This is a genomic window from Stenotrophomonas sp. Steno-C17, from assembly GCF_056393165.1.
Window position 1 is genome coordinate 180939 of the sequence record NZ_JBWJPD010000003.1, and the last position, 26596, is coordinate 207534.

Sequence of the window (26596 nt, forward strand, 5' to 3'; positions counted from 1 at the left end):
AGCCGGGGTCAGAGCCCTTCCCTGCGGGAAGGGATCCGACCCCTTGGGTGTTACACCTGTGCGCGCTTGCCGGTGCGGTAGATCAGCAGGCCCACCAGGAACAGCACCGCCAGGCCGAACCACTGCGCGGCCGGCAGGTGGAACGGCAGGGCCAGCACGTCGGCGCGGCTGCTGACCACGATCGGCACGGCGATGGCGATACCCATCAGCGCCTCACCGGTGATCAGGCCGGCGGCGAACAGCACGCCCGGCTTGTGCACGCGGTCGCGGCCTTCTTCATCATCGCCACGCACCTTGTGGAAGCGCTCGACCAGGTAGGCGATCAGGCCGCCCAGGAAGATCGGCACCATCAGTTCCAGCGGTAGGTAGATACCGATGGCGGCGGCCAGCACCGGCACGCGGAAGCGCGAATTGCGCGACTTCAGCCAGCTGTCGAAGGCGATGATGACCGCACCGACCACGGCACCGATGCCGATGAAGGTCCACGGCAGTTCGCCACCGAACAGGCCCTTGGCCACCGAGGCCATCAGGTTTGCCTGCGGGGCGGCCAGGGCGTTCGGATGCAGCTCGGACTTCACGCCGATGCCGTAGGCCGTGGCCAGCAGGTTCAGCACCGGAGCCATGATCAGCGCGCACGAGAACGCACCGATGCCCAGCATCAGCTGCTGCTTCCACGGGGTGGCACCGACGATGTAACCCGCCTTCAGATCCTGCAGGTTGTCACCGCCCACCGCGGCGGCGCAGCACACCACCGCACCGATCATGATGGCGGCCACCGCACCCAGCGGTGCACCACCGGCGCCGACCGGCTTCAGGCCATCGGCGCCCAGCAGCACCACCAGCACCGCCGAGGCGAACAGGATGGTGGAGATGGTGATGCCCGAGACCGGGTTGTTGGACGAACCGATCAGGCCGGCCAGATAGGCCGACACCGACACGAACAGGAAGCCGGCGACGATCATGATGATGGTCATCGGAATGGACACGTGCCACTGGCCGACGATGGCCTGGTACAGGGCCAGCAGCGGCAGCACGAAGGCCACCAGGGCGACCAGCATCCACTTCATCGGCAGGTCGCGTTCGGTATGGGCCAGCACCGGGCCGCCACTCTTGCGCGCCGCGGCGAAGCCACTCTTGACGCCGTTCAGCAGCGACTTGCGCAGCGAGATCAGGGTCCAGATGCCGCCGATCAGCATCGCGCCGACGCCCAGGTAACGCATCTTCGCGCCCCAGATGGCGAACGCGGCCTCGGTGGACGAGGCGGTGGCCACCGACGCGGCCAGGGCCGGATCGGTGTTCATGAAGAACGCCTGGTAGATCGGAATGGCGATGTGCCAGGTCAGGATCGAGCCGGACACCACCACGATGCCGACATTCAGACCGACGATGTAGCCCACGCCCAGCAGGGCCGGCGACAGGTTGGTGCCGATGAAGGCGGTGATCTTGGAGCTGCCGACGTAGGCCGAGGTCGACCAGGCATCGGGAATCAGGCGCAGGCCGCTTTCGGCAGCCAGCTTGACGAAGGCACCGATCACCGCCGACAGGCCGAGGATCTTCAGGCCCGGGCCGGGGTTCTCACCGGCCTTCAGCACTTCGGCCGCAGCCTTGCCTTCCGGGAACGGCAGCGGGTCTTCGACGATCATCGAACGCCGCAGCGGCACCGAGAACAGCACGCCCAGCAGGCCGCCCAGACCGGCGATGCCCAGCACCCACCAGTACTTGAAGTCGGGCCAGTAGCCCATGATGACCAGCGCCGGGATGGTGAAGATGACACCGGCGGCGATGGACGAACCGGCCGAGGCGCCGGTCTGCACGATGTTGTTTTCGAGGATGGAACCACCGCCCAGCAGGCGCAGCACGCCCATGGAAATGACCGCGGCGGGAATGGCGGTGGCGATGGTCAGGCCTGCGAACAGACCGAGGTAGGCGTTGGCCGCTGACAGCACCACCGCCAGCACGATGGCCAGGGCCACTGCGCGGAAGGTGAGCTGCTTGGGCGCAGCGTCGTGGTTCATGGAAGCCCCTGCTGGCAAAAAATCCCTTGCACGCTAGCGTTCAGGGGGCGGCAAGTCCAGTGCGGTTGGGGAGGGGGGAGGGTCAGCCGCCACGATTGTTGGCGCATCCAGCCAGATTCGATCAATCCGCCAGCGGGCGCGCACGTCCTGCCCTGCGGCCAACGTGCCCGCCGGTGAGCCCTCTATTGAAGATCCCCGCCCGGTTGTGCATGGTGCACCGGCGCACACATGGACAGGCCCAGCCGTGAAAGCACGCCCTCTGGATGTAGGGGTCTGCATTGCCCTTGCGGCAACGGCAGGGCTGTTGGCGCTGCCGGATCGCGCCGTCGCGCTGAGCCGCATGGGATCGGCTGAAATCACCGATCACGACGGCCTGCCCTGCTTCGGGCTGCCCGCGCAGATGCGTCGGCATCTGCGTGAACCGGTGCAACTGCATGGCATCGACGTATCTGAACAGACGCAGGGAAAGCCGCAGTCGACCTGGTCCTTCCAGCATTCTGGCGAGGTGTCGACGCCGCTGCCTGCGGGAACCTGCATTCTCTACGGCCGGGTGCCGGCAGGCGCGACCGTGCCGCGCCCGGCGCTGCCCCTGCAGACAGGGAAGATGTACGAAGTGTTCCTCGATGCCAGCCGCTCGGGCCTCATCCAAGGCTACATCGCCCGCTTCTGCCTGAAATCCCTGCCCGACGGTTCGGCCCGGGCCATCCCGATCAGCTACGACAAGCGCGACGGCTGGAGCGTGGCCGCCTGCCAGCCCTGAGGGCTGCGCGCGGAAACGTTATGTTATATCCTGTCACGCCGGTCGAGCATCGTACGTGGCCTCTTCCCCCTCCCCCCGCCTGGCCTCCATCGACCAGCTGCGCGGCACCGTGATGCTGCTGATGCTGCTGGACCACGTGCGCGAAACCTTTTTCCTGCAGTACCAGGTCAGCGACCCGATGGATGCGTCCACGGTCTCGCCGGCCTTGTTCGCCTGCCGCCTGCTGGCCCATCTGTGCGCCCCGGTATTCGTGCTGCTGACCGGCCTGTCGGCGTGGCTGTACGGCCAGCGCCAGGCCGACCCGCGCCGGGCCACGGCCGCCTTCCTGCTCAAGCGCGGCCTGTTCCTGGTGGTGCTGGAACTGACCCTGGTGAGCTTCGCCTGGACCTTCCAGTTCCCGCCGGACACGCTGTACCTGCAGGTGATCTGGGCGATCGGGCTGAGCATGATCGCGCTGGCGGGCCTGCTGTGGCTGCCGCGCCCTGCCCTGCTGGTGCTGGGCGTGCTGCTGGTGGCCGGCCACAACCTGTTCGATGGCGTGCGGGTGGAAGGCAACGGTGTGCTGGCGGTGCTGTGGAAGGTGCTGCACCAGCGCGACTGGATCGACGCCGGGGTGATGCGCCTGCGCACCTCCTACCCACTGCTGCCGTGGATCGGGGTGATTGCCCTGGGCTATCTGATGGGCCCCTGGTTCGCCCGCGACCGCGACCCGGCGCAGCGCCAGCGTTGGCTGCAGTGGGCCGGGCTGGGTGCGCTGGCGGCGTTCGCCCTGCTGCGTCTGGCCAACGGGTATGGCGAAGCGCCGTGGCAGTACCAGGACAGTGCGCTGCGCACCTGGATGAGCGTGTTCAACGTGACCAAGTACCCGCCGTCGCTGCAGTTCCTGTTGCTGACCCTGGGCATCGGCCTGGTGCTGCTGCGCCTGTATGAGTGGGCGCCGCTGGCCCGCGCCCTGCAGCCGCTGGCCGATATCGGCGCGGCACCGATGTTCTTCTACCTGCTGCACCTGTACGTGCTGAAGCTGATGTACCTGGCCGCGCTGGCAATGTGGGGGCCGACCCACGGCAGCCTGTACGCGCTGGATTCGGTGGCCGGCCTGCTGCTGGTGGCCTGTGCGCTGGCGGTGGCGCTGTACCCGGCCACGCGCGCGTTCGGGCGGTTCAAGGCACGGCGGCGCGATCTGGCCTGGTTGCGGTATCTGTGATCGATCGGGTGGGGTGAGCGTCATCCACGCATGGCGTGGATCTACCGAGGGCGCCGGGCATGGCCCGGCGCTACCCGGCGCGCGCCACAGCGCGCGCCTATAATTCGCCGATGAATTCCACCGCGATTGCTTCCGACGATTTCCTGGGCCACCCCAAGGGCGTCTACGTCTGCTTCTTCACCGAAATGTGGGAGCGCTTCTCCTTCTACGGCATGAAGGCGCTGCTGCTGCTGTACCTGACCAAGTACCACCTGTTCGGTGACAAGGCCGGCCTGGACCTGCTGGGTGCCTACGGCGGCCTGGTCTACTGCATTCCCGTGTTCGGCGGCATGCTGGCCGACCGCTGGCTGGGCATGCGCCGGGCAGTGCTGTTCGGCGGCATCCTGCTGGTGCTGGGCCATCTGGGCATGGCCTTCGAAGGCCATGCGGCGTACCGGGTGAACGGCGAAGTGGTGCGCGACACCTCGGCACTGGCGGTGACCTACCTGTCGCTGGCGCTGATCATCATGGGCGTGGGCTTCCTGAAGCCGAACATTTCCACCATCGTCGGCAAGCTCTACCCCAAGGACGACCCGCGCCGCGATTCGGGTTTCTCGCTGTTCTACGCCGGCATCAACCTGGGCGCGCTGTTCTCGTCGCTGGTCTGCGGCTTCCTGGGTGAAGCCTACGGCTGGAAGTACGGCTTCGGCGCCGCCGGCATCGGCATGCTGGCCGGCCTGGCCATGTTCCTGTGGGGGCAGAAATACCTGCACGGCCATGCCGAGCCGCCACAGCCGGCCGCACTGAAGCAGAAAGTGCTGGGCCTGCCGCGCGAGTGGCTGATCTATCTGTGTGCGGTGGTCGGCGTGCTGCCGGTCGCCTGGCTGATGTGGGCCGCCGGCAATGGCGCCTTCGCGCTGGGCGGTGAAATCAGCCTGGCGCTGATGCTGATGCTGGTGGTGCTGGGCGGCGTGCTGGTCTGGTTCGCCTGGTTCACCGGCACGAAATGCACGCCGGTGCAGCGCCAGCAGATGATCGCGCTGATGGTGCTGATCTTCATGGCGCTGGTGTTCTTCACCATGTACGAGCAGTCCTACGGCTCGTGGGTCACCTTCACCGACCGCCTGCTGACCAAGGACATCGTGCCCGCGCTGGTGATCACCGACGGCACGCCGCTGCCGTGGTCGACCGTGTCGCTGCTGCTGGCGCCGCTGGGCTTCGTGGTCAGCGCGCGCCTGGCCGAACGCCGCCCGGGTTCGAACGCGCCGCGTGCGTTCTTCATCGCCATCGTGGCGCTGATGCTGGTGCTGCTGGTGCGCGACTGCCTGGTGATTCCGCAGACCGCCGGCTCGCTCACCTACCTGGGCGGGCTGTTCCTGGTGCTGCTGGCGCCGGCCTTCGCCGCGCTGTGGACCTGGATGGACCGCCGCGGCTGGGAACCGGGCAAGCCGGTGAAATCGGCCTGGGGCCTGGTGATCGGTGCACTGTCGTTCGTGCCGCTGGCGCTGGCCGCGCAGCAGGTGGGCGCAACCGGTGAGATGGCCAGCGTGTGGTGGCTGGTGCTGGCCTACTTCCTGCTGGCCAGCGGCGAGATGTGCCTGTCGCCGGTCGGCCTGTCGGCGGTGACCCAGCTGGCCGTGCCGCGGGTGATGAGCCTGATGATGGGCACCTGGTTCCTGGCGACTGCGTTTTCGGAAACGCTGGCCGCGCTGTTCGGCAAGCTGGCCGCGATCGAAGTACCCGAAGGCGAATCGCTGGACATGGTGGCCGCCGCCGGTGCCTATGCGCACCTGTTCTGGCTGCTGATGTGGATCGGCCTGGGCTGTGCCGTGGCGGCCTTCATCGCCGCGCCGCTGCTGAAGCGGATGATGCACGGGGTCAAATGACCCCGTGCACCGGCGCCGCACTCAGGGCGCCTTGCCCTTTTCCGCTGGCGCACTGGCGCTGGCGGTCGCCCCGCCCAGGCTGCGCGACAGGAAGGCCAGCAGCTTGCCGTAGTACTCACGCTTGTGTTCCAGCGTGTAGAAACCGTGGCCTTCGGTCTTGTAGTACAGGCTTTCGACCGGCGTACCGGCACGCTTGAGCGCCGCTTCCATGCGCTCGGTGTGCTGGATCGGCGCACGCTTGTCTTCACCGCCTGCGGCCAGGAACACCGGCACCTTGATCTGCGCGGCCAGGTTGACCGGCGACACCGCGCCCAGCGTGGCCGGGTCGCCCAGCCATTCGCGCAGATAGTTGATGCCCGACCTGCGGTCCTGCACATCGCCACGGTTGAACATCATGGGCAGGTCGTACACGCCCACGTAGCCGGCCGCGCACTGGTACAGCCCCGGTTCGCGGGCCGCGCCCATCATGGCCGAATACGCGCCGTAGCTGGCCCCGTAGATGCAGATGCGTTCCTTGTTCGCGATGCCCTGGCTGATTGCCCAGCGGGTGGCATCGGTCACGTCGTCCTGCATGGCCTTGCCCCACTGCTCGGCGGCCGCCTGGCCGTGCGCGCGGCCGTAGTTGCCCGAGCCACGGAAATTGACCTGCAGCACCGCATAGCCGGCGGCGGCGAGCATCTGCGCCTCGCGGTCATAGCTGCCGTCGTCGTAGATGCCGAGCGGACCACCGTGCGGCATCACCACCATCGGCAGGCCTCGCCCGTCGCTGCCGTGCGGCACGGTCAGGTAACCGTGCAGCGGCAGGCCATCGCGCGCCTGCAGCTTGAACGGGGTGACCTTGGCGGTCTTTTCCACATCCACCCAGTCGCTGCGGCTGATCAGGTAGGTCGCCTTGCGGTTGGCGACGTCGTACAGATAGAAGTCACCGGGGTTGGAACCGGACCAGACCCGCACCAGCACCTTGCTGCCATCGCGCGTGCTGGAGGTGATGTACACCGCCTGGCCCGGGAAGGCCGCTTCCAGACTGCGGTACAGCCGCGCATCGGCCGAGGCTTCATCGAAGAAGCGCGTGCGCGGGGTATCGCCCAGATACAGCGCGCCCACCGGAATATCGGTGCCCGGCCGGACAATGATCCGGTACGGGTCCACCACCTCGTCGCGCAACACGGTGCGGCGCTCGCTGGTGAGCGGGTTCCAGCTGACGATGGCATCCGGCCCCTGCGCCTGCTCGCTCTTCAGATAGGCCACCTGCCCATCCTGGGAAAAGCCCAGCGCCGTCTCGATGCGCTTCGCACTGGCTTCATCGTTCACCAGTGTCCAGTCGCTGCCGTTGGCGGCGCGGTAGTACAGCTTGTTGACGTTGTCGGAGCCGGCGCCGTGGGCGAAACGCACCTGGCCCTCGGCATCGGTGGTGAAGCTTGCCCGCCGTACCGGCGAACGGGCCACCGGGTAGCGCTTGCCGTTCTGCACATCCATGCGCTCGGCACGGGTGAAGGGATCTTCGCTGAAGGGCCACACCGCAATGATCACGCCGCGGTCATCGTTGGGCAGATCGTCGGTGAGGAACGCGGCGACGGCCTCGACCTTCTTCGGCTGCAGACGGGTGCCCGGCCCGTTGCCGGCCACCCGGTAGCCGACCATCAGTTCGGTACGGGTGCCGTCGGCGTTCATCGCCAGCAGCTCACCGGTGGGCGACGGCTCGTCCAGGCTGCCGAACTTTTCGGCCAGGCCGACCAGCAGCCGCGAATCGTTGACCCAGTGGAAATCGGCGGCGTGGTTGTTGCGTGGCGGGCGCATGCTGCCCACCACCGTGTGGTCGGACACGCGCAGGATGGCCAGCGCGGTGTAATCCTCGCCCGGCACGGTGGTGGCGAAGTACTCGCCAGAAGGTGAAATCTTCAGATCCCCGAACGCTTCCTGGCGCACGAAGGCATCCAGGTCGACCGCCATTGCCTTCCCCGGCAACAGCACGGCTGCAACGACGGCAGCCAGCAAACACTTGCGCATCCTTCCCCCTTTGAAGCGGACACCCTGTCCGCATCGCGATTCTAGGCATGGCCTCTGGGTGTCCGCCAGTGCTGGGTGCGACCACAAAAAAAAGACGGCACCGTTGCCGGTGCCGTCGTAGCCACTACCTTGGAGAGAGAGTCAGGACGTGGATTCGGGGAGCGTGCGCACTGGGTCAGTGGACCCCGCGCACCGCCAGGGTCAGGGCCAGGATGCTGAGGATCACCGCGATGGTGCCGTCCAGCACGCGCCAGGTGCTGGGCTTGGTGAACAGCGGCGCCAGCAGGCGCGCACCCAGACCCTGCGCGGTCAACCACAGGCAGCTGGCGGTCACCACGCCGGCGGCGAACGCCATGCGCGCATTGCCGAAGTTCTCGGCAATCGAGCCGATCACCATCATGTCCAGCCAGAAGTGCGGGTTGATCAGCGAAAAGCCCACGGCGGCCATCAGCACCGCGCGGCGGCTGCCGTCATCGCTGTCGGCCTCGCCCATGCCACCGCCGCCAGCGATCGCGCGGCGCGCCGACTTCATTGCGTACCAGGCCAGGAACGCGACGCCGGTCCACAGCACCGCCGTGGTCAGCCACGGCAGCGCCGAGGTGAGCGTGCGCAGGCCGGCCACGCTGGCAAAGATGAAGATCGCATCGATGGCCGCGCAGGTGGCCACGACCGGCACGATGTGCTTGCGCAGGATGCCCTGGCGCAGGATGAAGGCGCTCTGGGCACCGACCACGGCGAACAGGCCGATGCCGGTGGCTGCACCAGAGAACCAGGCACCGAGGCCGGTGCTGGCGGAGATGACCGAGAACATGGGATTCACTGCCTTGTCTTGCTGGGGGGACGGTGCCTCGCGAAGGCGGACAGCACCGGAACGGGCGCCATTGTCGCGCCGCAACATGGAAAAGACGAGCTAAACTTACTAAACCAACATTAGCGGAGCTTAATTCGATGCGCATCGACCACGCCCAGCTGCGGGCCCTGGCCGCGGTCATCCGCGAAGGCAGCTTCGACCGCGCCGCGCAGGCGCTCAACGTCACCCCGTCGGCCATCTCGCAGCGGGTGAAAGCGCTGGAGGACCGCATTGGCCGCCTGCTGGTGAAGCGCGGCACCCCGGCCACCGCCACCGCCGAAGGCCAGTTGCTGGTGCAGCTGGCCGAACAGACCGCCCTGCTGGAACACGACGCGCTGCACCGCATGGGCCTGGCCGACGAGGACCTGCCCCAGGCCAGCATTCCGGTGGCGGTGAACCACGACAGCCTGGAAACGTGGTTCCCGCAGGCCGCGCACGCCTTCGCCCAGGGCACCGGCACCACCCTGGACCTGCGCGTGGAAGACCAGGACCACACCGTGGAACTGCTGCGCCAGGGCACCGTGCTGGGTGCGGTAACCACCCTGGACGAGCCGGTGCAGGGCTGCCAGATCCATGCGCTGGGCAGCATCCGCTACGCCGCCACCTGCACCCCGGAATTCCGCGACCAGCATTTCGCCAAGGGCGTGACCGCGCAGGCGCTGGCCCAGGCGCCGGTGCTGGTGTTCAACCGCAAGGACGACATGCAGGCCCGCTTCGCCCGGCGCATGGCCGGCGACGAGCTGCCCAGCACCGCGCCGACCTGGTGGATTCCTTCAACCCGCGCGTTCGTGCAGGCCAACCTGGGCGGCCTGGGCTGGACCATGAATCCCCTGCCGCTGGTGAAGCGGCATCTGGATGCCGGTCGGCTGGTCTACGTGCGCCAGCGCGCCTGGGAAGACGTGCCGCTGTACTGGCAGCACTGGAAGGGCGATGTGCAGACGATGGCCCTGCTGACCCGCGCCGTGCTGGACGCATCGACCGCGCTGGTACGACGGAAGCGATGAGGCGGCCCGGGGTCGGATCCCGTTGCTGCGCAACGGGCTCTGACCCCATCACCCCATGCGACGGAAAGTTCGGGTCGATAGCGTCACCGCCTTTCGGAAATGCCACGCGACTTCAGCTGTCATGCGCCATACGCTGGACGGATTGATTCCCAAGGGCAAGAAGTCAGATGGAACTTCCCGACGAACTCTACGAACGCATTGCTGAATTGTCCGAACAGGGAAACGCCCTGATGGACGGTGACGACCCCGCTGCGGCGATCCGTGTCTGGAGCAGTGCCTTGGACCTGCTGCCGCCGCCGCGCGAGCAATGGGAAGCCCATGTGTGGCTGAGCGCATCGCTGGGAGATGCTGCATTTTCGCTTGGCAACACCGCTCAGGCATCCGATTACTTCTTCGACGCCATGAACGGTCCAGACGGGCAGGTGAATCCATTCATCCTCTATCGCGCAGGGCAGTGTTCCGAGGCACTCGGGAACCGGCACCAGGCGTTGGACCTGCTGGTCAGAGCCTATGCGTTGGACGGCGAGGACATCTTCGACGCCGACGAAGAAGGTGACCGCCTGCTTGCCCTGCTGCGGCAAGCGGCCCTGATCCCCTCCTGATCGGCCAGGGCCCTGCGACCGTCCATCCACCCATGGGGCGGATCTACGGGAACGGCCTGCGGGGCCTTTTTCTGTGCCAGCATCGCGGCAACCGACCTTGAGGGGCTGGGCGATGGGGACCGATCCGCTGTTCCTGCATATCCGCGTGGTGATGGGCATCATCCTGGGCCTGTCGATCACCACGCTGCTGAAGGGGCTGGCGCAGATCATCGAGCACCCGCAGCGGCGCGGCTGTTCGGCCCTGCACCTGTGCTGGGTGGCATGGACCCTGGTGTCGCTGGTGACGTTCTGGTGGTGGGAATTCCGCCTGATCGAGGTGCACCGCTGGACGTTTGAAACCTATCTGTTCGTGATCGCCTACAGCGCGGCGTGGTTCCTGCTGTGTGCGCTGTTGTTTCCCGATGACCTGCGCGACTACGGCAGCTACGGGCAGTACCTGCTGCAGCGGCGGCGCTGGATCTTCGGCGTGATTGCGGTGCTGACCCTGCTCGATCTGGTGGATACGGCGATCAAGGGGCGCAGCCGCTGGCAGTTGCTGGGCGAGGCCTATCCGTTGCATTCGGCGCTGATGCTGGTGGTCTGCGTGCTGGGCTGGAACCTGCGCAGCGCCCGTGCGCAGTTGCTGCTGGCGGCGGTGGCGCTGGTCTACCAGATTGGCTATTTCGCGGCGGAATACTTCACTATTGGCAGCGATTGAAGGGAGCCGCCAGGCATGGCCTGGCGCTACCGGTTCCGCCCCCCGCACAAGGACGCTGCATGCCTCTCCATTACCGCCCCGCCCTGCCCGATGACGCGGCTGCCTGCATCGAACTGCGTGGGCGCACCCGTGAAAATGCCTTCAGTGCCGCGCAGCTGGCCGAGCTGGGCATCACCACCGAGAGCTGGGCCGCCGGCATCGCCGAGGGCGACTTCATCGGCCGCATCGCCGAGGACGAGGGCAGCGTGATCGGCTACGGCTTTGCCGACCGCGACAGTGGTGAGGTGCTGGTGCTGGCCCTGCTGCCGGACTACGAAGGCCGCGGCATCGGCCAGCGGCTGCTGCAGGAGGTCGTCGAACTGGCACGCGCTGCGGGGCACGAGCGCCTGTTCCTGGCGTGCTCGGCCGATCCGCGCTCACGCTCGCATGGGTTCTACCGCCACCTGGGGTGGCGGCCGACCGGTGAGCTGGACGAGGCCGGGGACGAGATCCTGGAGCTGGTCTGAGCCCGGACCGCCGGACAGGGTCCGGCGCGACCGACGCCGGGCGGCCGGATGCTGCGTTGCACCAAATCCAGACCCGAAAGGGTTAAAATCCGCCCCTTGGATGCTGCAAGGCGTTGTTTCTTCACGCCCTTTCCCTACCCGGCGCGCATCCTGAACCCCTTCCCCACGCCATAAGTCACCCCCATGAAGAAATTTGGCAAGGCCCTTCTCGCCCTGCTCGTGCTGCTGTTGCTGGTGGCCGCGCTGTTCCTGTACTGGCCGCTGACCCAGCGCTCGGTGCCGGCTGCGAGCAACGACAAGCCCGTCGACGTTGTCCTGGTCGGCGGCGGCATCATGAGCATCACCCTGGCCACCTACCTGCAGGAACTGCAGCCGGACTGGAACATCCAGGTCTATGAACGCCTGGACGGCGTGGCCAACGAAAGCTCGGACGGCTGGAACAATGCCGGCACCGGCCATTCGGCCTTCGCCGAACTGAACTACACCCCGGAACTGCCCGATGGCAGCATCGAGACCAAGCGCGCGGTCGGCATTGCCGAAAGCTTCGAGGTCTCGCGCCAGTTCTGGTCGCACCAGGTGAAGGAAGGGCGGCTGAGCCAGCCCAGCGACTTCATCAACCCGACCCCGCACATGAGCTTCGTCTGGGGCGATGACAACATCGCCTACCTGCACAAGCGCCAGCAGGCGCTGGTGAAGAACCCGCTGTTCTACGGCATGCAGTACTCGGAAGATCCGGCACAGATCAAGCAGTGGGCGCCGCTGCTGATGGAAGGCCGCGACCCGAAGCAGAAGGTCGCCGCCACCTGGATGCCGCTGGGCACCGACGTCAACTTCGGCGTGATCACCCGCCAGCTGACCGCCGGCCTGCAGCGCAGCCCGAACTTCAAGCTGCACCTGAACCATGAAGTGAGCGCGCTGCGGCAGAACGCCGACAAGAGCTGGAACGTGACGGTGAAGGACCTGAAGGCCAACACCGAAACCACCACCCACGCGCGCTTCGTCTTCATCGGTGCCGGTGGTGCCGCGCTGAAGCTGCTGCAGATGTCCGGCATTCCCGAATCGAAGGATTACGCCGGCTTCCCGGTGGGCGGCCAGTTCCTGGCGTTCCAGGGCCAGGACGTGACCTCGCGCCATGGCGTGAAGGCCTACGGCATGGCCGAAACCGGTTCGCCGCCGATGTCGGTGCCGCACCTGGATGCGCGCAAGCTGGATGGCAAGCCGGTGGTGCTGTTTGGACCGTTCGCGCTGTACAGCACCAAGTTCCTCAAGCACGGCTCGTGGTGGGACCTGTATTCGTCGGTGAACCACAACAACGTCGGCCCGATGCTGGAAGTGGGCAAGGACAACCTGGACCTGGTGCAGTACCTGATGGCGCAGGCGCGCCTGAACGATGCCGATCGCCAGGCCGAACTGGTGAAGTACTTCCCCAACGCCAAGCCGGGTGACTGGAAGCTGATCACCGCTGGCCAGCGCGTGCAGATCATCAAGCGCGACCCGTTGAAGGGCCCGGTGCTGCAGTTCGGCACGGAGATCGTGACCGACAAGGACCACACCATCGCCGCGCTGCTGGGTGCTTCGCCGGGTGCGTCGACCTCACCGCCGATCATGCTGGACCTGATGGCCAAGGCTTTCCCGGAACAGATGAAGGCCGGCTGGGAAGCCCGCCTGCGCGAGATCGTGCCCTCCTACGGCCGCAAGTTGAATGAAAGCGCGGCGCTGACCAACGAAATCCGCACGCTGACCAGCCAGACCCTGCACCTGCCGTACCTGGAAGTACCGGCCGATGCGGCGGCGGCCCCGGCGGTCGTGCCGACTGCCCCGCCGGCCCCCGCAGCGGCGAAGGAAAAGCGCAACGCCAACGAGGAGCTGCAGGCGCTGTAAGCCTGGTGTTCCCCTGCAGCAAAGACGGACGGCCACCTTCGGGTGGCCGTTCGCGTTTGTGGGCTGGAATGGGGTCAGAGCCCTTTGCCTGCGGCAAAGGGATCTGACCCCGGGGCTCTGACCCCACCGAGGCCCCGATCATTGTCACGAATTGTAATGTTGTTAAGAACGATTTACATTTGCACCCCGCGCAACTGACCTGCGCCCACCCGCAGATGGACCTGACCCCGCCCGACGCCGCCGCTCGGGTGCTGGATGACTGTTGCCGCCCGCCATTCCCCTTCACCCCCGAGCCCCTCATGTCCCTCTACGCTTCCCGCCTGCCCCGCCGCGCGCCGCTGTCGGCCGCGCTGCTGTCCGTCCTGATCCTGTCGGCTCCCTCGGCGTTCGCTGCCGAAGCCGCCGCCGATGCGTCCGACGCCAAGACCCTGGACAAGGTGAGCGTGCGCGCCGACAAGGCCGCGCCGGCCAGCACCACGCGCCTGCCGATCACCCTGCAGGAAACCCCGCAGTCGTCCACTGTGATCGGCCTGCAGCGCCTGCAGGACGAATCGCTGTTCAGCATCAACGACGTGATGCGCAACGTGACCGGCGTCAGCGTGTCCTTCTATGACACCCAGCGCCCGCTGTACTACGCGCGCGGTTTCGCCATCACCGACTTCCAGGTCGATGGCATTCCCACCTACAGCGGCTCGACCAACCAGGAATACGACACCGCCTTCTACGACCGCGTGGAAGTGATCCGCGGTGCCAACGGCCTGCTCAGCGGCGCCGGTGTGCCCTCGGCCACGGTGAACCTGCTGCGCAAGCGCCCGGGCAAGGAATTCGATGCCTCCTTCGCGGTCAGTGCCGGCAGCTGGGACTACCGCCGCATGGAAGCAGACGTGAACGCGCCGCTGACCCGCGACGGCCGCTTCCGCAGCCGCGTGGTGGCCGCCTATACCGATCGTGATTTCTATTACGACCGCTACAAAGAAAACAAGATGGCCGGCATGGCCGTGCTGGAAGGCGACGTGACCGACAGCACCACGGTCACCTTGGGCTACCAGACCCAGGACAACAACCCGGTGGGTTCCACCTGGGGCACCGTGCCGTTCTTCGACAGCCAGGGCAACTTCGCCCACCTGCCGCGCTCGACCAACCTGTCGCCGAAGTGGAGCTACTGGCAGCGCGAAACCAGCACCGTGTTCGCCAACCTGGAACAGCGTTTCGGCGACGACTGGCTGCTGAAGATCAACACCGCCTACACCCGCGGCAACGTGCAGAACGTGCGCCTGTACGGTACCGGCAACCCGAACCCGGCCACCGGCTCGGGCATCTTCCTGCGCGCCGCCGCCGGCGATGCCGAAGACACCCGTCGCAATGTCGATGCCTACCTGACCGGCACGTTCGAACTGTTCAACCAGCAGCACGACCTGACCTTCGGCGCGCAGTGGGCCGACCTGGAATCGACCACCAACACCACCACGCTGAACTTCCCGAGCGACTGGGCGCGCTGCGGCAGCGAACGCTGCTACTACATTCCCAACGTCTACGACTGGAACGGCGATATTTCCGAAGTGACCTACAGCCGCACCGGCGCGCGCCGCGTGGCCAAGACCACCCAGAGCGGCGTGTACCTGGCCGCACGCCTGCACCTGGCCGACCCGCTTTCGCTGATTGCCGGCGCACGCCTGAGCCGCTGGGAAACCCGTACCCGCGCGTTCAATGCGGCAGGCACCTACACCGGCACCAGCGGCGCCTACAAGGTGAGCGATGAAGTGACCCCGTACGTGGGCCTGGTCTTCGACATCACCCCGAACGTCTCTGCGTATGCCAGCTACACCGAAATCTTCAATCCGCAGAACTACAAGGACAAGAACGAGAACCTGCTGGCACCGGTGCAGGGTTCGAACCTGGAAGCGGGCCTGAAGACCCAGTGGTTCGACGGCCGCCTGACCGCCAATGCCGCGGTGTTCGAGGCCAAGCAGGACAACTACGCGGTGCGCGACATGAGCGTGCCGGACAACTCGCTCAGCGATGGCAGCTCGGCCTACATCGGTGTGAACGGCACCAAGGCACGTGGTTGGGAAATGGACGTGAACGGCGAGATCCTGCCGGGCTGGACGGTCAACGCCGGCTTCACCCACGTCAAGGTGACCCGCGCGGCCACCGACCTCCTGTATGCCAACCCCGCTGAAGACCTGCTGCAGATCAACACGCAGCTGCGCCTGCGCGGCGCCCTGGAACGCCTGAGCGTGGGTGCTGGCGTGCAGTGGCAGAGCAAGGTGCAGGGCTACAACATTCCCTACCCGCTGGGCGGCACGGTGACGGTGAACCAGCCGGCCTATGCGCTGGTGCAGTTCAACGCCAATTACCGCATCAGCGACAACTGGACGGCCACGCTGAGCGTGCGCAACGCGCTGGACAAGACCTACTGGGCCAACCTGGACTACAACAACTACGGCGAACCGCGCTTCGTGGCCGCCAGCCTGCGCTGGAAGTTCTAAGGCAGGCAGCGGGGTCGGAGCCCTTTCCGCAGGAAAGGGCTCCGACCCCGGCATTGCATCCACGCATGGCGTGGCTCCAGACCACAGGTAGCGCCGGGCCATGCCCGGCGGAAATTCACCGCCGCCAACTGCGAACGAGCAGGAATCCGCCGCAGTAGGCCAAGGTCATGAACGCACTGACGAACAGCCACAGCCAGGTCCAGGCCACCGCACGCGGGTAGTCGGCGGGAATGAGCAGCAATGTGGCGACGCTGGCCGCAACTGAAACACCGCCGATCAGTATTCGGGGCTTCAGCCGCGACAGGCGTGCGGCACGCGCATCGGTGTCCAGCGAAGACAATGTCTGCAGGACCTGATCGACACGCGCACGCTCGCGCACCTCATCATGGCGGGCCAGCAGACGGCGGGCATTGAACCCGGCGATGCCTGCGAACAGCACCGGCAGGCCCCAGGCCCACAGCACGGGCGGCTCGCCACTGATCGCCTCGCCAACCAGCAGAACCAGCGCGTACAGCGCCAGCAGGCCGAAGGCGAATGCGCGGATCACCCGGCGCGTGCGTGCCATGCCGGCAGCCAGATTCCCGATATCCATGCGTGTGTCCCCCGTGGACGGCCGGTCGATGCCGGTGAAGAAGCCCGAGCGTACAAGGGATGCGGGGAAGATGAATACGCCTGGCGGTCCGCCGCCCCCGGATTTGCTGCACTGCGAGTTGCAGCCCCCTCCATAATTATGGCGTAATTATTCCAACACCAATCGGAAGCCGGTCGATGAACCCGAGCTGGGATACGTTGGAACGCAGCCGCCAGGCCCGCCTGGAACGGGCTGCGCCCTGGGCGCGGGGCCGCCAGGTCGCCGCCGCCGATGTGGGTGAGCTGCTGCACGCCCTGCTGGAACCGGGCGACAAGGTCTGCCTGGAAGGCAACAACCAGAAGCAGGCCGATTTCCTGGCCCAGGCACTGGCCGACCTGGACCCGGCGCGGGTGCACGACCTGCACATGGTGCAGTCGGTGCTGTCCCTGCCTTCGCACCTGGATGTGTTCGAGCGCGGCATCGCCTCGAAACTGGACTTTTCCTTTTCCGGCCCGCAATCGGTGCGGCTGGCCAACCTGGTGGCCGAAGGGCGCATCCAGATCGGTGCCATCCACACCTACCTGGAACTGTTCGGCCGCTACTTCATCGACCTGACCCCGCGCGTAGCCCTGGTGGCCGCGCAGGCCGCCGACCGCCACGGCAACCTGTACACCGGCCCGAACACCGAAGACACCCCGGTGATCGTGGAAGCCACCGCATTCGGCGGCGGCATCGTGATCGCCCAGGTCAACGAAATCGTCGACACCCTCCCCCGCGTCGATATCCCCGCTGACTGGGTCAACTTCGTGGTGCAGGCACCGCGGCCGAACCATATCGAACCGTTGTTCACCCGCGATCCGGCGCAGATTTCCGAAATCCAGGTGCTGATGGCGATGATGGCCATCAAGGGCATCTACGCCGAGTACGGGGTGAACCGCCTCAACCACGGCATCGGCTTTGATACGGCCGCCATCGAACTGCTGCTGCCCACGTATGCCGAATCGCTCGGCCTGAAGGGAAAAATCTGCCAGCACTGGGCACTGAACCCGCACCCGGCGCTGATTCCGGCCATTGAATCGGGCTTCGTGAAATCGGTGCATTCCTTCGGTTCGGAACTGGGCATGGAGAAGTACATCGCCGCCCGTGGCGATGTGTTCTTCACCGGTGCCGACGGCTCGATGCGCTCCAACCGCGCGTTCTCGCAGACCGCCGGTCTGTATGCCTGCGACATGTTCATCGGTTCGACCCTGCAGGTCGATCTGCAGGGCAACAGTTCCACTGCCACGCGCGATCGCATTGCCGGCTTCGGCGGTGCACCCAACATGGGCTCGGATGCACGCGGCCGCCGCCACGCCAGCGATGCCTGGATCAAGGCCGGCCAGCAGGCCGCGCGCCCCGGCGAAATGCCGCGCGGGCGCAAGCTGGTGGTGCAGATGGTGGAAACCTTCCGCGAGCACATGGCGCCGGCATTCGTCGATCGCTTGGATGCCTGGGAACTGGCCGAGCGCGCGCAGATGCCGCTGCCGCCGGTGATGATCTACGGCGACGATGTCAGCCACGTGCTGACCGAGGAAGGCATCGCCAACCTGCTGCTGTGCCGCACACCGGAAGAACGCGAGCAGGCAATCCGCGGCGTGGCCGGCTACACCGCCGTGGGCCTGGGCCGCGACCGCGCGATGGTGGAAAACCTGCGCGACCGTGGCGTGATCCAGCGCCCGGATGACCTGGGCATCAACGTGCGCGACGCCAGCCGCGACCTGTTGGCGGCGCGTTCGGTGAAGGACCTGGTGCGCTGGTCCGGCGGCCTGTACGACCCGCCCAAGCGCTTCCGCAACTGGTAAGGGACAGAGCATGGAAACCCTCGACTATCGATTCGACGGCAGCCGGCCGGTGCAGTTCCCGCGCGATGCGGTGCTGGTGGGCGTGCTGGCCTCGGGCAACCTGGAAATCCTGCTGGAACCGGCGGCGCTGGACGGTGCGATGCAGGTGCGGGTGATCACCGCGGCGCAGGGCTTCGGCACCATCTGGCAGGCGGTGATCGCTGATTTCGCCCAGCGCCACCCGCTGCGCGATGTGCAGGTGTCGATCAACGACGCCGGCGCGACCCCCGCCGTGGTCAGCCTGCGCCTGGACCAGGCCGTGGAAACCCTGCTGACCGGAGGCACGCCATGAGCCCACTGCAACGACGCAGCTACTACGAAGCCGACGCACGCGGCCGCATCGCCGGCCTGGTCGATGCCGGTTCCTTCCACGAATTCATGGGCCCGACCCGGCGGATGATGAGTCCGCACCTGGCCCAGCTCGACCAGCCGGCCGCGTTCGACGATGGCATCGTGGTGGGCGAAGCCACGCTGCAGGGCAAGCGCGTGCTGCTGGCCGCGCAGCAGGGCGAATTCATGGGCGGCGGCGTGGGCGAAGTGCACGGCGCCAAGCTGACCGGCCTGCTGCGCCGCGCGGCACAGATCCGCCCTGACGGCGTGCTGTTGCTGCTCGATACCGGCGGCGTGCGCCTGCATGAGGCCAACGCCGGATTGATCGCCATTTCCGAAATCATGCGCGCCACCCTGGACGCGCGCGCGGCCGGTGTGCCGGTGATCGCACTGATCGGCAGTGGCAACGGCGCGTTCGGCGGCATGGGCATCGTTGCCCGCTGCTGCAGCACGGTCATCATGTCCGAAGAAGGTCGGCTGTCGCTGTCCGGACCGGAAGTGATCGAAACCGTGCGCGGCGTAGAAGAGTTCGACGCACGCGACCGCGCGCTGGTATGGCGGGTGACCGGTGGCAAGCATCGCTACCTGATCGACCAGGCCCAGGTGTTGGTACCCGATTCGTTGCAGGCCTTCGCACAGGCTGCCGTGGACGCGCTGCAGGCAGACATCGCCAGCGCCGGCACCGACACCGCCCTGAGCGCGCTGCAGGCACGCCACGCCGCATTGAAGGCACGCGTACAGGCCTGGGGCGACTGCAACGATGGCCTGCAGGTCTGGGCCCTGCAGGGCATTGCCGAACCCGAGCGCTTGCCGCTGCTGGACACCCACGACTTCCTTGCCGCCACCGCCCAGCGGAGACTGCCATGACCCCGCCGCTGAACGACCTGCTGGATGCCCTGTTCCCGCGCGGGCATGCCATTGCCGTGACCGATTCGGTGCTGGCCGGCACGGCGAGCACCGACGACGGCGAAGTGACCGTGATCGGCACCACCGACCGCATCGAAGTGGGCGTTGACCACGCACTTGCGCTGGCCGAAACCGTGCTGGCCAGCACCGCCACCCACCCACAGCGACCGATCGTGATGCTGGCCGATACCGCCGGGCAGCGCCTGGCCCGGCGCGACGAGCTGCTGGGCATCAATGGCTACTTCGCCCATCTGGCACAGACGCTGGATCTGGCGCGTCGGCGCGGCGCGCGGCTGGTGACCCTCGTCTACGGCGAATCGGTGAGTGGCGGTTTCCTGTCGTTCGGACTGATGGCCGACCACATCCATGCCCTGCCCGATGCGCAGGTGCGGGTGATGGACCTGCGCGCGATGGCGCGGGTGACCAAGCAGCCGCTGGAGAAACTGCAGGCGCTCAGCCAGAGCTCGCCGGTGTTCGCGCCGGGCGTGGGCAACTATGTGGCGATGGGCGCGGTGGAATCATTGTGGGATGGCGATCTGGCCCAGCACCTGCTGCAGGCCCTGCGCACGCCGGCCGGCGACGACCAGCGCGCGACGCTGGGTGCGCAGCGTGGTGGCCGCAACCTGTCGGCCGACGTCTGTGCGGCCGTGGCCCGTGGCGATGCCTGAGCGGCCCGCCCGTCACACGTTGGTCTGGCTGTCGGCCCACGCCGACTGGCGCGCCGACGTGGCCGCGCACGAATCGCGGCTGGCCGCGTGGTTCGCGTCGGGCCTGCCGGCCATGGTGGCGCGCCGCGCGGTGGACGATCCTGATCCGCGGCTGCGGCTGGGCGTGCCGTTGCCGCCCAGCGAGGGCAAGCAACGCCTGGCGCTGCGCGTACCGGCACAGGACGTGCAGCGCATGCAGGCGCCGCCGACGCTGGACGAGGTGCTTGCCGCAGGCGCGCCCACCGGCTGGGAAGACGCGTTGCTGGCGCTGGCACAGGTTGCACCGGCGCGCGTGTTCGGTGCCTTCGCCTGGCAGCATGTGTCTGGCCTGGACTATGTGCACCCGCGTTCGGATGTCGACCTGCTGTGGCAGGTGCGCCAGGCCGACCAGGCCGATGCACTGGTGCAGGCACTGCACCGCTGGGAAGCACGCCATGACCAGCGCGTCGATGGCGAGCTGTGCCTGGCCGACGGCGGTGCCGTGAACTGGCGCGAGTATGCCGGCGGCAGCCGCCAGGTGCTGATCAAGCGCGTGGACGGTGCCGCGCTGGAGGCCCGCGACCGGCTGTTTGCCATGGCCGGGGTCGCCGCATGAACGCGCTCGTGCAGCACGCACCGTTCGCGGACCGGCCTGTCGACAGCGCGCGCCTGGGCCGCCTGGCCATCGCCAGCCTGCATGCGGAGCTGGCCTGCACGCCGAAGCCCGGACTGGTCACACCGTTCAGCAGCGGCAGCCATGCCGACATGGACGCGGCCACCTTCCTGCGCAGCCTGTTCGCGCTGCGCCACTACTTCACCGACATCGCCCGCGCGGGCGCCGCTGATGCGCCGTTTGCGCTGTTGCGCACGCTGGGCATCGGCGCCGAAGCGGCCATGCTGCGCGCCACCGGCGGCATCAACACCCATCGCGGTGCCATCTTCAGCCTGGGCCTGCTGGTGGCCGCTGCCGCACGCAGCCGCCGCCAACGGGGCCACGCCGTGCCCGCCGCCCAGGTCTGCCTGGCGGTACAGCACTGGGCCAGCGACTTCGCCGCAGCCCCCTTGGATGCGACCAGCCCCGGCCAACGCGCGCGCCTGCGCCACGGCGTGCCCGGCGTGCGCGAACAGGCCGCCGCCGGCTATCCGGTGCTGCGCGAACTGGCCGTACCCACCCTGCGCCACGCCCTGGATCAGGGGCTGCCGCGCGACGCCGCCCTGTGCCAGACCCTGATGCAGCTGGTGGCGCAGGTAGAAGATCTGAACCTGTTGCACCGCGGCGGCGCCGACGGCCTGGCCTGGGCGCAGCAGCAGGCGCGCAGCTTCGTGGAGGGCGGCGGTGCCTTTGCCGATGGCTGGCAGGCACGCCTGCAGCGTATCGATGCGGGCTTCGTCGCGCGCCGCCTGAGCCCCGGCGGCAGTGCCGACCTGCTGGCCTGCAGCTGGTTCCTGCTGCAGCAGGAGCGCGCATGAGCCTTGCCCTGCTCTGCCCAGGGCAAGGCGCGCAGCATGCGGCGATGTTTGATCGCGTGCGCGCCCTGCCTGCCGCTGCCGACGTGCTGCGTGCCACGCAGGACGTTCTGGGTCGCGATGTCTTCGCCGCGGCCGCTGACGAAGCACGTTTCGACAACACGCTGGCCCAGCCGCTGCTGTGCGCGGCCAGCCTGGCCCACTGGCAGGGCCTGCGTGACGCGCTGCCGGCACCAACTCTGGTGGCGGGCTACAGCATTGGCGAACTGGCCGCGCATGCCATTGCGGGCAGTCTGGATGCACACACCTGCCTGCAGCTGGCCGCGCGCCGCGCGCAGTTGATGGACGCGGCCAGCCCCGCCGACAGCGGCCTGCTGGCGGTGCTGGGGCTGCCACGAGCCGCACTGCAGACGCTGTGCGATGCGCACGCGGCACACCTGGCCATTGCCAACGGCGCGGACCATTGCGTTGTGGGCGGCACGCAGGCGTCCCTGCGTGCACTGGCCAATGCAGCGCGCGCAGGCGGCGCAGAGGTGCGCGTGCTGCCGGTGCTCGTGGCCGCGCACACACCGCTGCTGGCGGCCGCCGTTGCACCGTTCGCCGCAGCGCTGGAGGCCGCGGCGGTGCGCGCGCCGGCGGTGCCGGTGCTGGCCGGCATCGATGCGCGCCCCGTGCGCGATCGCGCCACGGTGATCCACACCCTGTCGGCACAGTTGGCCCAGACCATCGAGTGGGCACAGGTGATGCGCCAGGCCTTCGAGCGTGGCGCGCGGGTGTTCCTGCAGTTGGGCCCGGGCACGGCAGTGGCACGCATGGTGGCCGCGTCCTATCCCTGCTACGAGGTGCGCGCGGTGGAAGAGTTCCAGAGCCTGGACGGCGCAGCGGCATGGGTCCGCAGCGCGTTGGACCGGCTGCAGTAACGGGTTCGAGCAGTACGTATCACGCAGCACGCAGTACGACGCCTTACCCCGGGATGGCGGGTCTCCATCCGAGCTGTACCGCGAGTCACGTGTCTGGGAGGGCGCATGAGTCCACAAATCGCAACGATCATCGGCCTGGTGATCATGTTCATCGTCGCCACCGCCATGCCGATCAACATGGGCGCCGTGGCCTTCGCGCTGGCCTTCATCATCGGCGGCCTATGGGTCGACATGGGTGGCAAGGAGGTACTTGCCGGTTTCCCGGGTGACCTGTTCCTGACCCTGGTCGGCATTACCTACCTGTTCGCGATCGCGCAGAAGAACGGCACCATCGACCTGCTGGTGCATTGGGCGGTGAAAGCCGTGCGCGGGCATATCGTGGCCATTCCGTGGGTGATGTTCGTCATCACCGCCGTACTGACCGCCTTCGGTGCACTGGGCCCGGCTGCCGTGGCGATCATCGGCCCGGTCGCGCTGCGCTTTGCCAAGCAGTACAACATCAACCCGTTGATGATGGGCCTGCTGGTGATCCATGGCGCGCAGGCCGGTGGCTTCTCGCCCATCAGCGTGTACGGCAGCATCACCAACGGGGTGGTGCAGAAGGCCGGCCTGGAAGTGACCGAGATGGCGGTTTTCCTGACCAGCCTCGGCTTCAACTTCATGATGGCGATCATCTGCTTCGTGGCGTTCGGCGGCATCGCCCTGTTGCGTCGCGGCTCGATCACGGCCACCGGCGGCGTGGCTACGGCGGAACTGGCGATGGCCGGAGGCCCGCAGGCTTCGTCGCGGCAGTTCGCCATTGAAGGCCACGGCGCACTGGTGGCGGCCGGCGGTGGCACGCTGTCCAACGATCCGGTGGCGCTGGAAGCCGTGGGCTTCACCCGCGAACGCCTGTTCACCCTGATCGGCCTGCTGGGCCTGGGCGTGGCCGCGTTGATCTACAACCTCAACGTCGGCCTGGTGTCGATCACCGTGGCGGTGGCGCTGGCGCTGCTGTCGCCGCAGAGCCAGAAGGGCGCGGTCGATGGCATCAGCTGGTCCACCGTGCTGCTGATCTGCGGCGTGGTGACCTATATCGGCGTGCTGGAACATGCCGGCGCGGTGGACTTCATCGGCCACGGGGTTTCCAGCATTGGCATTCCGCTGCTGGGCGCGCTGCTGGTCTGCTACGTGGGCGGCATCGTGTCGGCCTTCGCTTCGTCGGCCGCGGTGCTGGGCGCAACCATTCCGCTGGCGGTGCCGTTCCTGATGCAGGGCCACCTGGGTGCGGCGGGCGTGATCTGCGCGCTGGCGGTGTCGTCCACCATCGTCGATGTCAGCCCGTTCTCGACCAACGGCGCGCTGGTGGTGGCCTCGGCCGCGAAGGAAGAACGCGAAACCCTGTTCCGCCGCTTCCTGGTCTACAGCGGACTGGTGGTGGTGTTCGGCCCGCTGCTGGCCTGGCTGGTGTTCGTGGTTCCTGGTTGGATGTAAGCAAGTGCGCAGGGCGCCGGACCGTTCCGGCGCCCTGACGACTGGGTGGCCGCCGTTGGGTGCCGCTGGTGGGGCAACGTCGGCTGGATGGTGTCGGCTGGATGGCGTCGACGGGATGGCGTCCACTGGATGGGGATCACTGGATGGGGATCACTGGATGGGGATCACTGATGGGGATCACTGATGGGGAACACCGGATGGGGATCACTGATGGGGGCGACTGGGTAGAGTCGACTGTTAGTCGACTATCGCGCGCAGCGCGGGATTTTCCTGCGTCCGTGCGGAAAGCAGTCGACTAACAGTCGACTCTACCGAGCCGTTTTTCCCAGCCGTTTTCCCCAGCCGTTTTCCTCAGCCGTTTTCCCAGCCGTTTTCCCCAGCCGTTTCCCCCAGCCGTTTTCCCCATCCGTTTCCCCCATCCGTTTCCCCCATCCGTGTCCCCCATCCGTTTTCCCCAGCCCCATTCCCCCGCCGTTTTCCCCAACCGTTTTCGCCGGTTTACAGGTTCCACGCAGGGAGGCAGTACACTTTCCACCATGGCCATCGCTCCTGCTCCGCGTTCACCGAAGAAGCGCGCACCTCTGTATGAAGAGGTGGCCGAGCATGTGCGCGAGCGCATCTACGATTACCGGCTGCCGCCGGGAGAGTGGATCGACGAGCCGGCGCTGTGCGAGGAACTGGGGATCAGCCGCACGCCGCTGCGCGAAGCGCTGAAGCTGCTGGCTGCCGAAGGCCTGGTGCAGATCGATGCCGGCCGCGGCGCGCGCGTCACCCGGCTTACCCTGGAAGACCTGAACCAGCTGTTCCCGGTGATGGCGATGCTGGAGGGCCGTTGCGCACACGAGGCGGTCAAGCACATCGACGATGCCGGCGTGCAGCATCTGGAAGCGCTGCATGCCGCGATGGAAGCGGCCGCCGCCGAAGGGAACATCGCCGAGTATTACCGCAACAACTACCTGATCCACGAAACCGTGCAGCACTACGCCGGCAATCCGTGGCTGATCCGCATCACCCACGACCTGCACCGCATCCTGAAGATGCACCGTGGACGCCAGTTGCTGGCCCCCGGCCGCACCGCGCAGTCGCTGGCTGAACACCGCGAGCTGATGGAATGCTTCCGCAGCCGCGATGCCGCCGCCGCCGAGCGCACCATGGAGCGCCACCTGCTGAGCCAGGGCCAGGCACTGGCCGCCTACGTGGCCAGTGGTGGGCTGCTGAACGTGCCGGCCCCCCTGCCGACCGAAGGCGGCGGCTGACGGCGCTCTGGCCGCGCCGATAGCGGCTGGCCGCGGTGTTGTAGAGTCGAGCCATGCTCGACTGCGTTTTCAGGACAGTCGAGCATGGCTCGACTCTACAAATGCGGGAAGCAGTCGAGCATGGCTCGACTCTACAGGGCCCCAATGCCGGCCATGGGCCGCCCGCGGTCGCCGGTTCGCCCTGCCTGTCATGAAGATGGGACAATGTAGGGCGCGCCGGCCCGGCCCCGTGGGTCCGCCGGCCCCCTTGCACCACACGGAAGAAGAAGAACAACAACATGCTGAAAGTCATTTTCGATACCGACCCGGGCGTGGATGACGCCCTGGCCCTGCTGTACCTGCACAAGCACCCGCAGATCGACCTGGTGGGCGTGACCACCACCTTCGGCAACGCCTCGGTGGCATCGACCACCCACAACGCCCTGTACCTGAAGCAGGCCTGGGGCTTTGCCGCCCCGGTCGCGCGCGGCGCGGGCGGCCCGCTGCAGCCCGAGGCCACCCCGGAAGCCTGGCCAGTGCACATCCACGGCCACAACGGCCTGGGCAACCATCCGGTGCCTGCCACGCTGGACGTGGCCGCCGATGCGCGCCCGGCGCACCAGCTGATCATCGATCTGGTGCGTGCGCACCCGGGCGAAGTGACCCTGGTGGCCGTGGGCCGCATGACCAACCTGGCCCTGGCCCTGCAGCAGGCACCGGATATCGCCGGCCTGGTGCGCGGCGTGGTGCTGATGGGCGGCGCCTTCCACGTGAACGGCAACATCACCCCGGCCGCCGAAGCCAACATCTGGGGCGATGCCGAAGCGGCCGACATCGTGTTCACCGCCCAGTGGCCGGTGACCGCCATCGGCCTGGATGTCACTACCCGCGTGGAAATGGACCGTGATGGCCTGGACCAGCTGGCCGCCATCGGCGGTGCCGATGCCGAACTGGTGCGCGCGCTGTCGCAGGACTATGTGGACTTCTACCTGCAGGCCGGGCACAAGGGCATGGTGGTGCACGACTGCTGCGCCTGCATCGCGCTGACCCGCCCGGAGCTGTTCCAGTTTGAACGTGCCAGCGTGCGCGTGGCCACCGACGGCGTCGCCCGTGGCATGACCATTCCCAAGCCGGAAGGCCTGGCCTTCGGTCCCAGCGTGTGGGATGGCCACGTGCTGCAGTCGATCGCCATCGGCGTGGATGCGGCGGCCGTCCTGGACGATATCGCGCAGACCCTGAAGGTCTGAT

General features: G+C 67.4%; 23 protein-coding genes. 19 read left to right on the plus strand and 4 right to left on the minus strand.

The features are described from left to right. Nucleotides 1-50 precede the first annotated feature (50 nt). Entirely contained in the window at nucleotides 51-2015 is a 1965-nt protein-coding gene (locus AC06FA_RS04180; RefSeq protein WP_312706245.1) for an OPT family oligopeptide transporter, read from the minus strand. Between the two features lie 244 nt (nucleotides 2016-2259). Here AC06FA_RS04180 and AC06FA_RS04185 point away from each other — a divergent pair, with 244 nt between their 5' ends. The 3 genes from AC06FA_RS04185 to AC06FA_RS04195 all read left to right on the plus strand — a co-directional run bounded on the left by AC06FA_RS04185 (nucleotide 2260) and on the right by AC06FA_RS04195 (nucleotide 5844). Further along, nucleotides 2260-2775, plus strand: coding sequence for a hypothetical protein (locus AC06FA_RS04185; RefSeq protein WP_478067237.1), 516 nt, complete (start codon nucleotides 2260-2262; stop codon nucleotides 2773-2775). A gap of 55 nt (nucleotides 2776-2830) precedes the next feature. After that, a complete protein-coding gene (locus AC06FA_RS04190) occupies nucleotides 2831-3979 on the plus strand; it encodes an acetyltransferase domain-containing protein (protein WP_478067238.1) in 1149 nt (382 codons plus the stop codon). A 110-nt stretch (nucleotides 3980-4089) separates the two neighbouring features. Further along, a complete protein-coding gene (locus AC06FA_RS04195) occupies nucleotides 4090-5844 on the plus strand; it encodes a peptide MFS transporter (protein ID WP_478067333.1) in 1755 nt (584 codons plus the stop codon). Nucleotides 5845-5865: 21 nt separating this feature from the next. On the opposite strand, the gene AC06FA_RS04200 is transcribed toward AC06FA_RS04195, so the two are convergent. Continuing rightward, on the minus strand, nucleotides 5866-7851 hold the full coding sequence (locus AC06FA_RS04200) for an alpha/beta hydrolase family protein (protein WP_478067239.1): 1986 nt from the start codon (nucleotides 7849-7851) through the stop codon (nucleotides 5866-5868). A gap of 175 nt (nucleotides 7852-8026) precedes the next feature. After that, on the minus strand, nucleotides 8027-8662 hold the full coding sequence (locus tag AC06FA_RS04205; protein ID WP_005408523.1) for a LysE/ArgO family amino acid transporter: 636 nt from the start codon (nucleotides 8660-8662) through the stop codon (nucleotides 8027-8029). Nucleotides 8663-8799: 137 nt separating this feature from the next. On the opposite strand from AC06FA_RS04205, the gene AC06FA_RS04210 reads away from it, so the two are divergent. From AC06FA_RS04210 to AC06FA_RS04235, 6 genes are all read left to right on the plus strand, one after another. Next, nucleotides 8800-9705: a LysR family transcriptional regulator ArgP gene (locus AC06FA_RS04210; protein WP_108748911.1), complete on the plus strand. Its 906-nt coding sequence runs from the start codon at nucleotides 8800-8802 to the stop codon at nucleotides 9703-9705. Between the two features lie 167 nt (nucleotides 9706-9872). Further along, nucleotides 9873-10307 (plus strand): tetratricopeptide repeat protein, encoded by a 435-nt coding sequence (locus AC06FA_RS04215; protein ID WP_478067240.1) that lies wholly within the window; start codon nucleotides 9873-9875, stop codon nucleotides 10305-10307. A 112-nt stretch (nucleotides 10308-10419) separates the two neighbouring features. Further along, nucleotides 10420-11004, plus strand: a complete 585-nt coding sequence (locus AC06FA_RS04220; RefSeq protein WP_478067241.1) for a hypothetical protein — start codon at nucleotides 10420-10422, stop codon at nucleotides 11002-11004. A gap of 59 nt (nucleotides 11005-11063) precedes the next feature. After that, entirely contained in the window at nucleotides 11064-11510 is a 447-nt protein-coding gene (locus AC06FA_RS04225; protein ID WP_478067242.1) for an N-acetyltransferase family protein, read from the plus strand. Between the two features lie 183 nt (nucleotides 11511-11693). Beyond that, nucleotides 11694-13391 (plus strand): malate dehydrogenase (quinone), encoded by a 1698-nt coding sequence (gene mqo / locus AC06FA_RS04230; RefSeq protein ID WP_478067243.1) that lies wholly within the window; start codon nucleotides 11694-11696, stop codon nucleotides 13389-13391. Nucleotides 13392-13690: 299 nt separating this feature from the next. Beyond that, entirely contained in the window at nucleotides 13691-15880 is a 2190-nt protein-coding gene (locus tag AC06FA_RS04235) for a TonB-dependent siderophore receptor (protein WP_478067244.1), read from the plus strand. Between the two features lie 115 nt (nucleotides 15881-15995). Here AC06FA_RS04235 and AC06FA_RS04240 read toward each other — a convergent pair whose 3' ends face one another. Next, nucleotides 15996-16472, minus strand: coding sequence for a hypothetical protein (locus AC06FA_RS04240; RefSeq protein WP_478067245.1), 477 nt, complete (start codon nucleotides 16470-16472; stop codon nucleotides 15996-15998). Between the two features lie 176 nt (nucleotides 16473-16648). Between AC06FA_RS04240 and mdcA the strand changes: the two genes are divergently transcribed. From mdcA to AC06FA_RS04290, 10 genes are all read left to right on the plus strand, one after another. Then, entirely contained in the window at nucleotides 16649-18292 is a 1644-nt protein-coding gene (mdcA, locus tag AC06FA_RS04245; RefSeq protein WP_478067246.1) for a malonate decarboxylase subunit alpha, read from the plus strand. A gap of 10 nt (nucleotides 18293-18302) precedes the next feature. Beyond that, nucleotides 18303-18623, plus strand: coding sequence for a malonate decarboxylase acyl carrier protein (gene mdcC, locus AC06FA_RS04250; RefSeq protein ID WP_478067247.1), 321 nt, complete (start codon nucleotides 18303-18305; stop codon nucleotides 18621-18623). Beyond that, entirely contained in the window at nucleotides 18620-19528 is a 909-nt protein-coding gene (locus AC06FA_RS04255) for a biotin-independent malonate decarboxylase subunit beta (protein WP_478067248.1), read from the plus strand. Before mdcC ends, AC06FA_RS04255 begins: the two co-directional genes overlap by 4 nt. Then, nucleotides 19525-20235 (plus strand): biotin-independent malonate decarboxylase subunit gamma, encoded by a 711-nt coding sequence (gene mdcE / locus AC06FA_RS04260; RefSeq protein WP_478067249.1) that lies wholly within the window; start codon nucleotides 19525-19527, stop codon nucleotides 20233-20235. The genes AC06FA_RS04255 and mdcE overlap by 4 nt, the downstream gene beginning before the upstream one ends. After that, nucleotides 20228-20869 (plus strand): malonate decarboxylase holo-[acyl-carrier-protein] synthase, encoded by a 642-nt coding sequence (mdcG, locus tag AC06FA_RS04265; protein ID WP_478067250.1) that lies wholly within the window; start codon nucleotides 20228-20230, stop codon nucleotides 20867-20869. The genes mdcE and mdcG overlap by 8 nt, the downstream gene beginning before the upstream one ends. Further along, a complete protein-coding gene (gene mdcB / locus AC06FA_RS04270; protein WP_478067251.1) occupies nucleotides 20866-21723 on the plus strand; it encodes a triphosphoribosyl-dephospho-CoA synthase MdcB in 858 nt (285 codons plus the stop codon). The genes mdcG and mdcB overlap by 4 nt, the downstream gene beginning before the upstream one ends. After that, nucleotides 21720-22640: a malonate decarboxylase subunit epsilon gene (gene mdcH / locus AC06FA_RS04275; RefSeq protein ID WP_478067252.1), complete on the plus strand. Its 921-nt coding sequence runs from the start codon at nucleotides 21720-21722 to the stop codon at nucleotides 22638-22640. The genes mdcB and mdcH overlap by 4 nt, the downstream gene beginning before the upstream one ends. Nucleotides 22641-22745: 105 nt before the next feature. Further along, nucleotides 22746-24113: an SLC13 family permease gene (locus AC06FA_RS04280; RefSeq protein WP_478067253.1), complete on the plus strand. Its 1368-nt coding sequence runs from the start codon at nucleotides 22746-22748 to the stop codon at nucleotides 24111-24113. Nucleotides 24114-24649: 536 nt separating this feature from the next. Beyond that, on the plus strand, nucleotides 24650-25369 hold the full coding sequence (locus tag AC06FA_RS04285) for a GntR family transcriptional regulator (protein WP_478067254.1): 720 nt from the start codon (nucleotides 24650-24652) through the stop codon (nucleotides 25367-25369). Nucleotides 25370-25647: 278 nt separating this feature from the next. Further along, on the plus strand, nucleotides 25648-26595 hold the full coding sequence (locus AC06FA_RS04290; RefSeq protein WP_478067255.1) for a nucleoside hydrolase: 948 nt from the start codon (nucleotides 25648-25650) through the stop codon (nucleotides 26593-26595). The last annotated feature ends 1 nt before the right edge of the window (nucleotide 26596 follow it).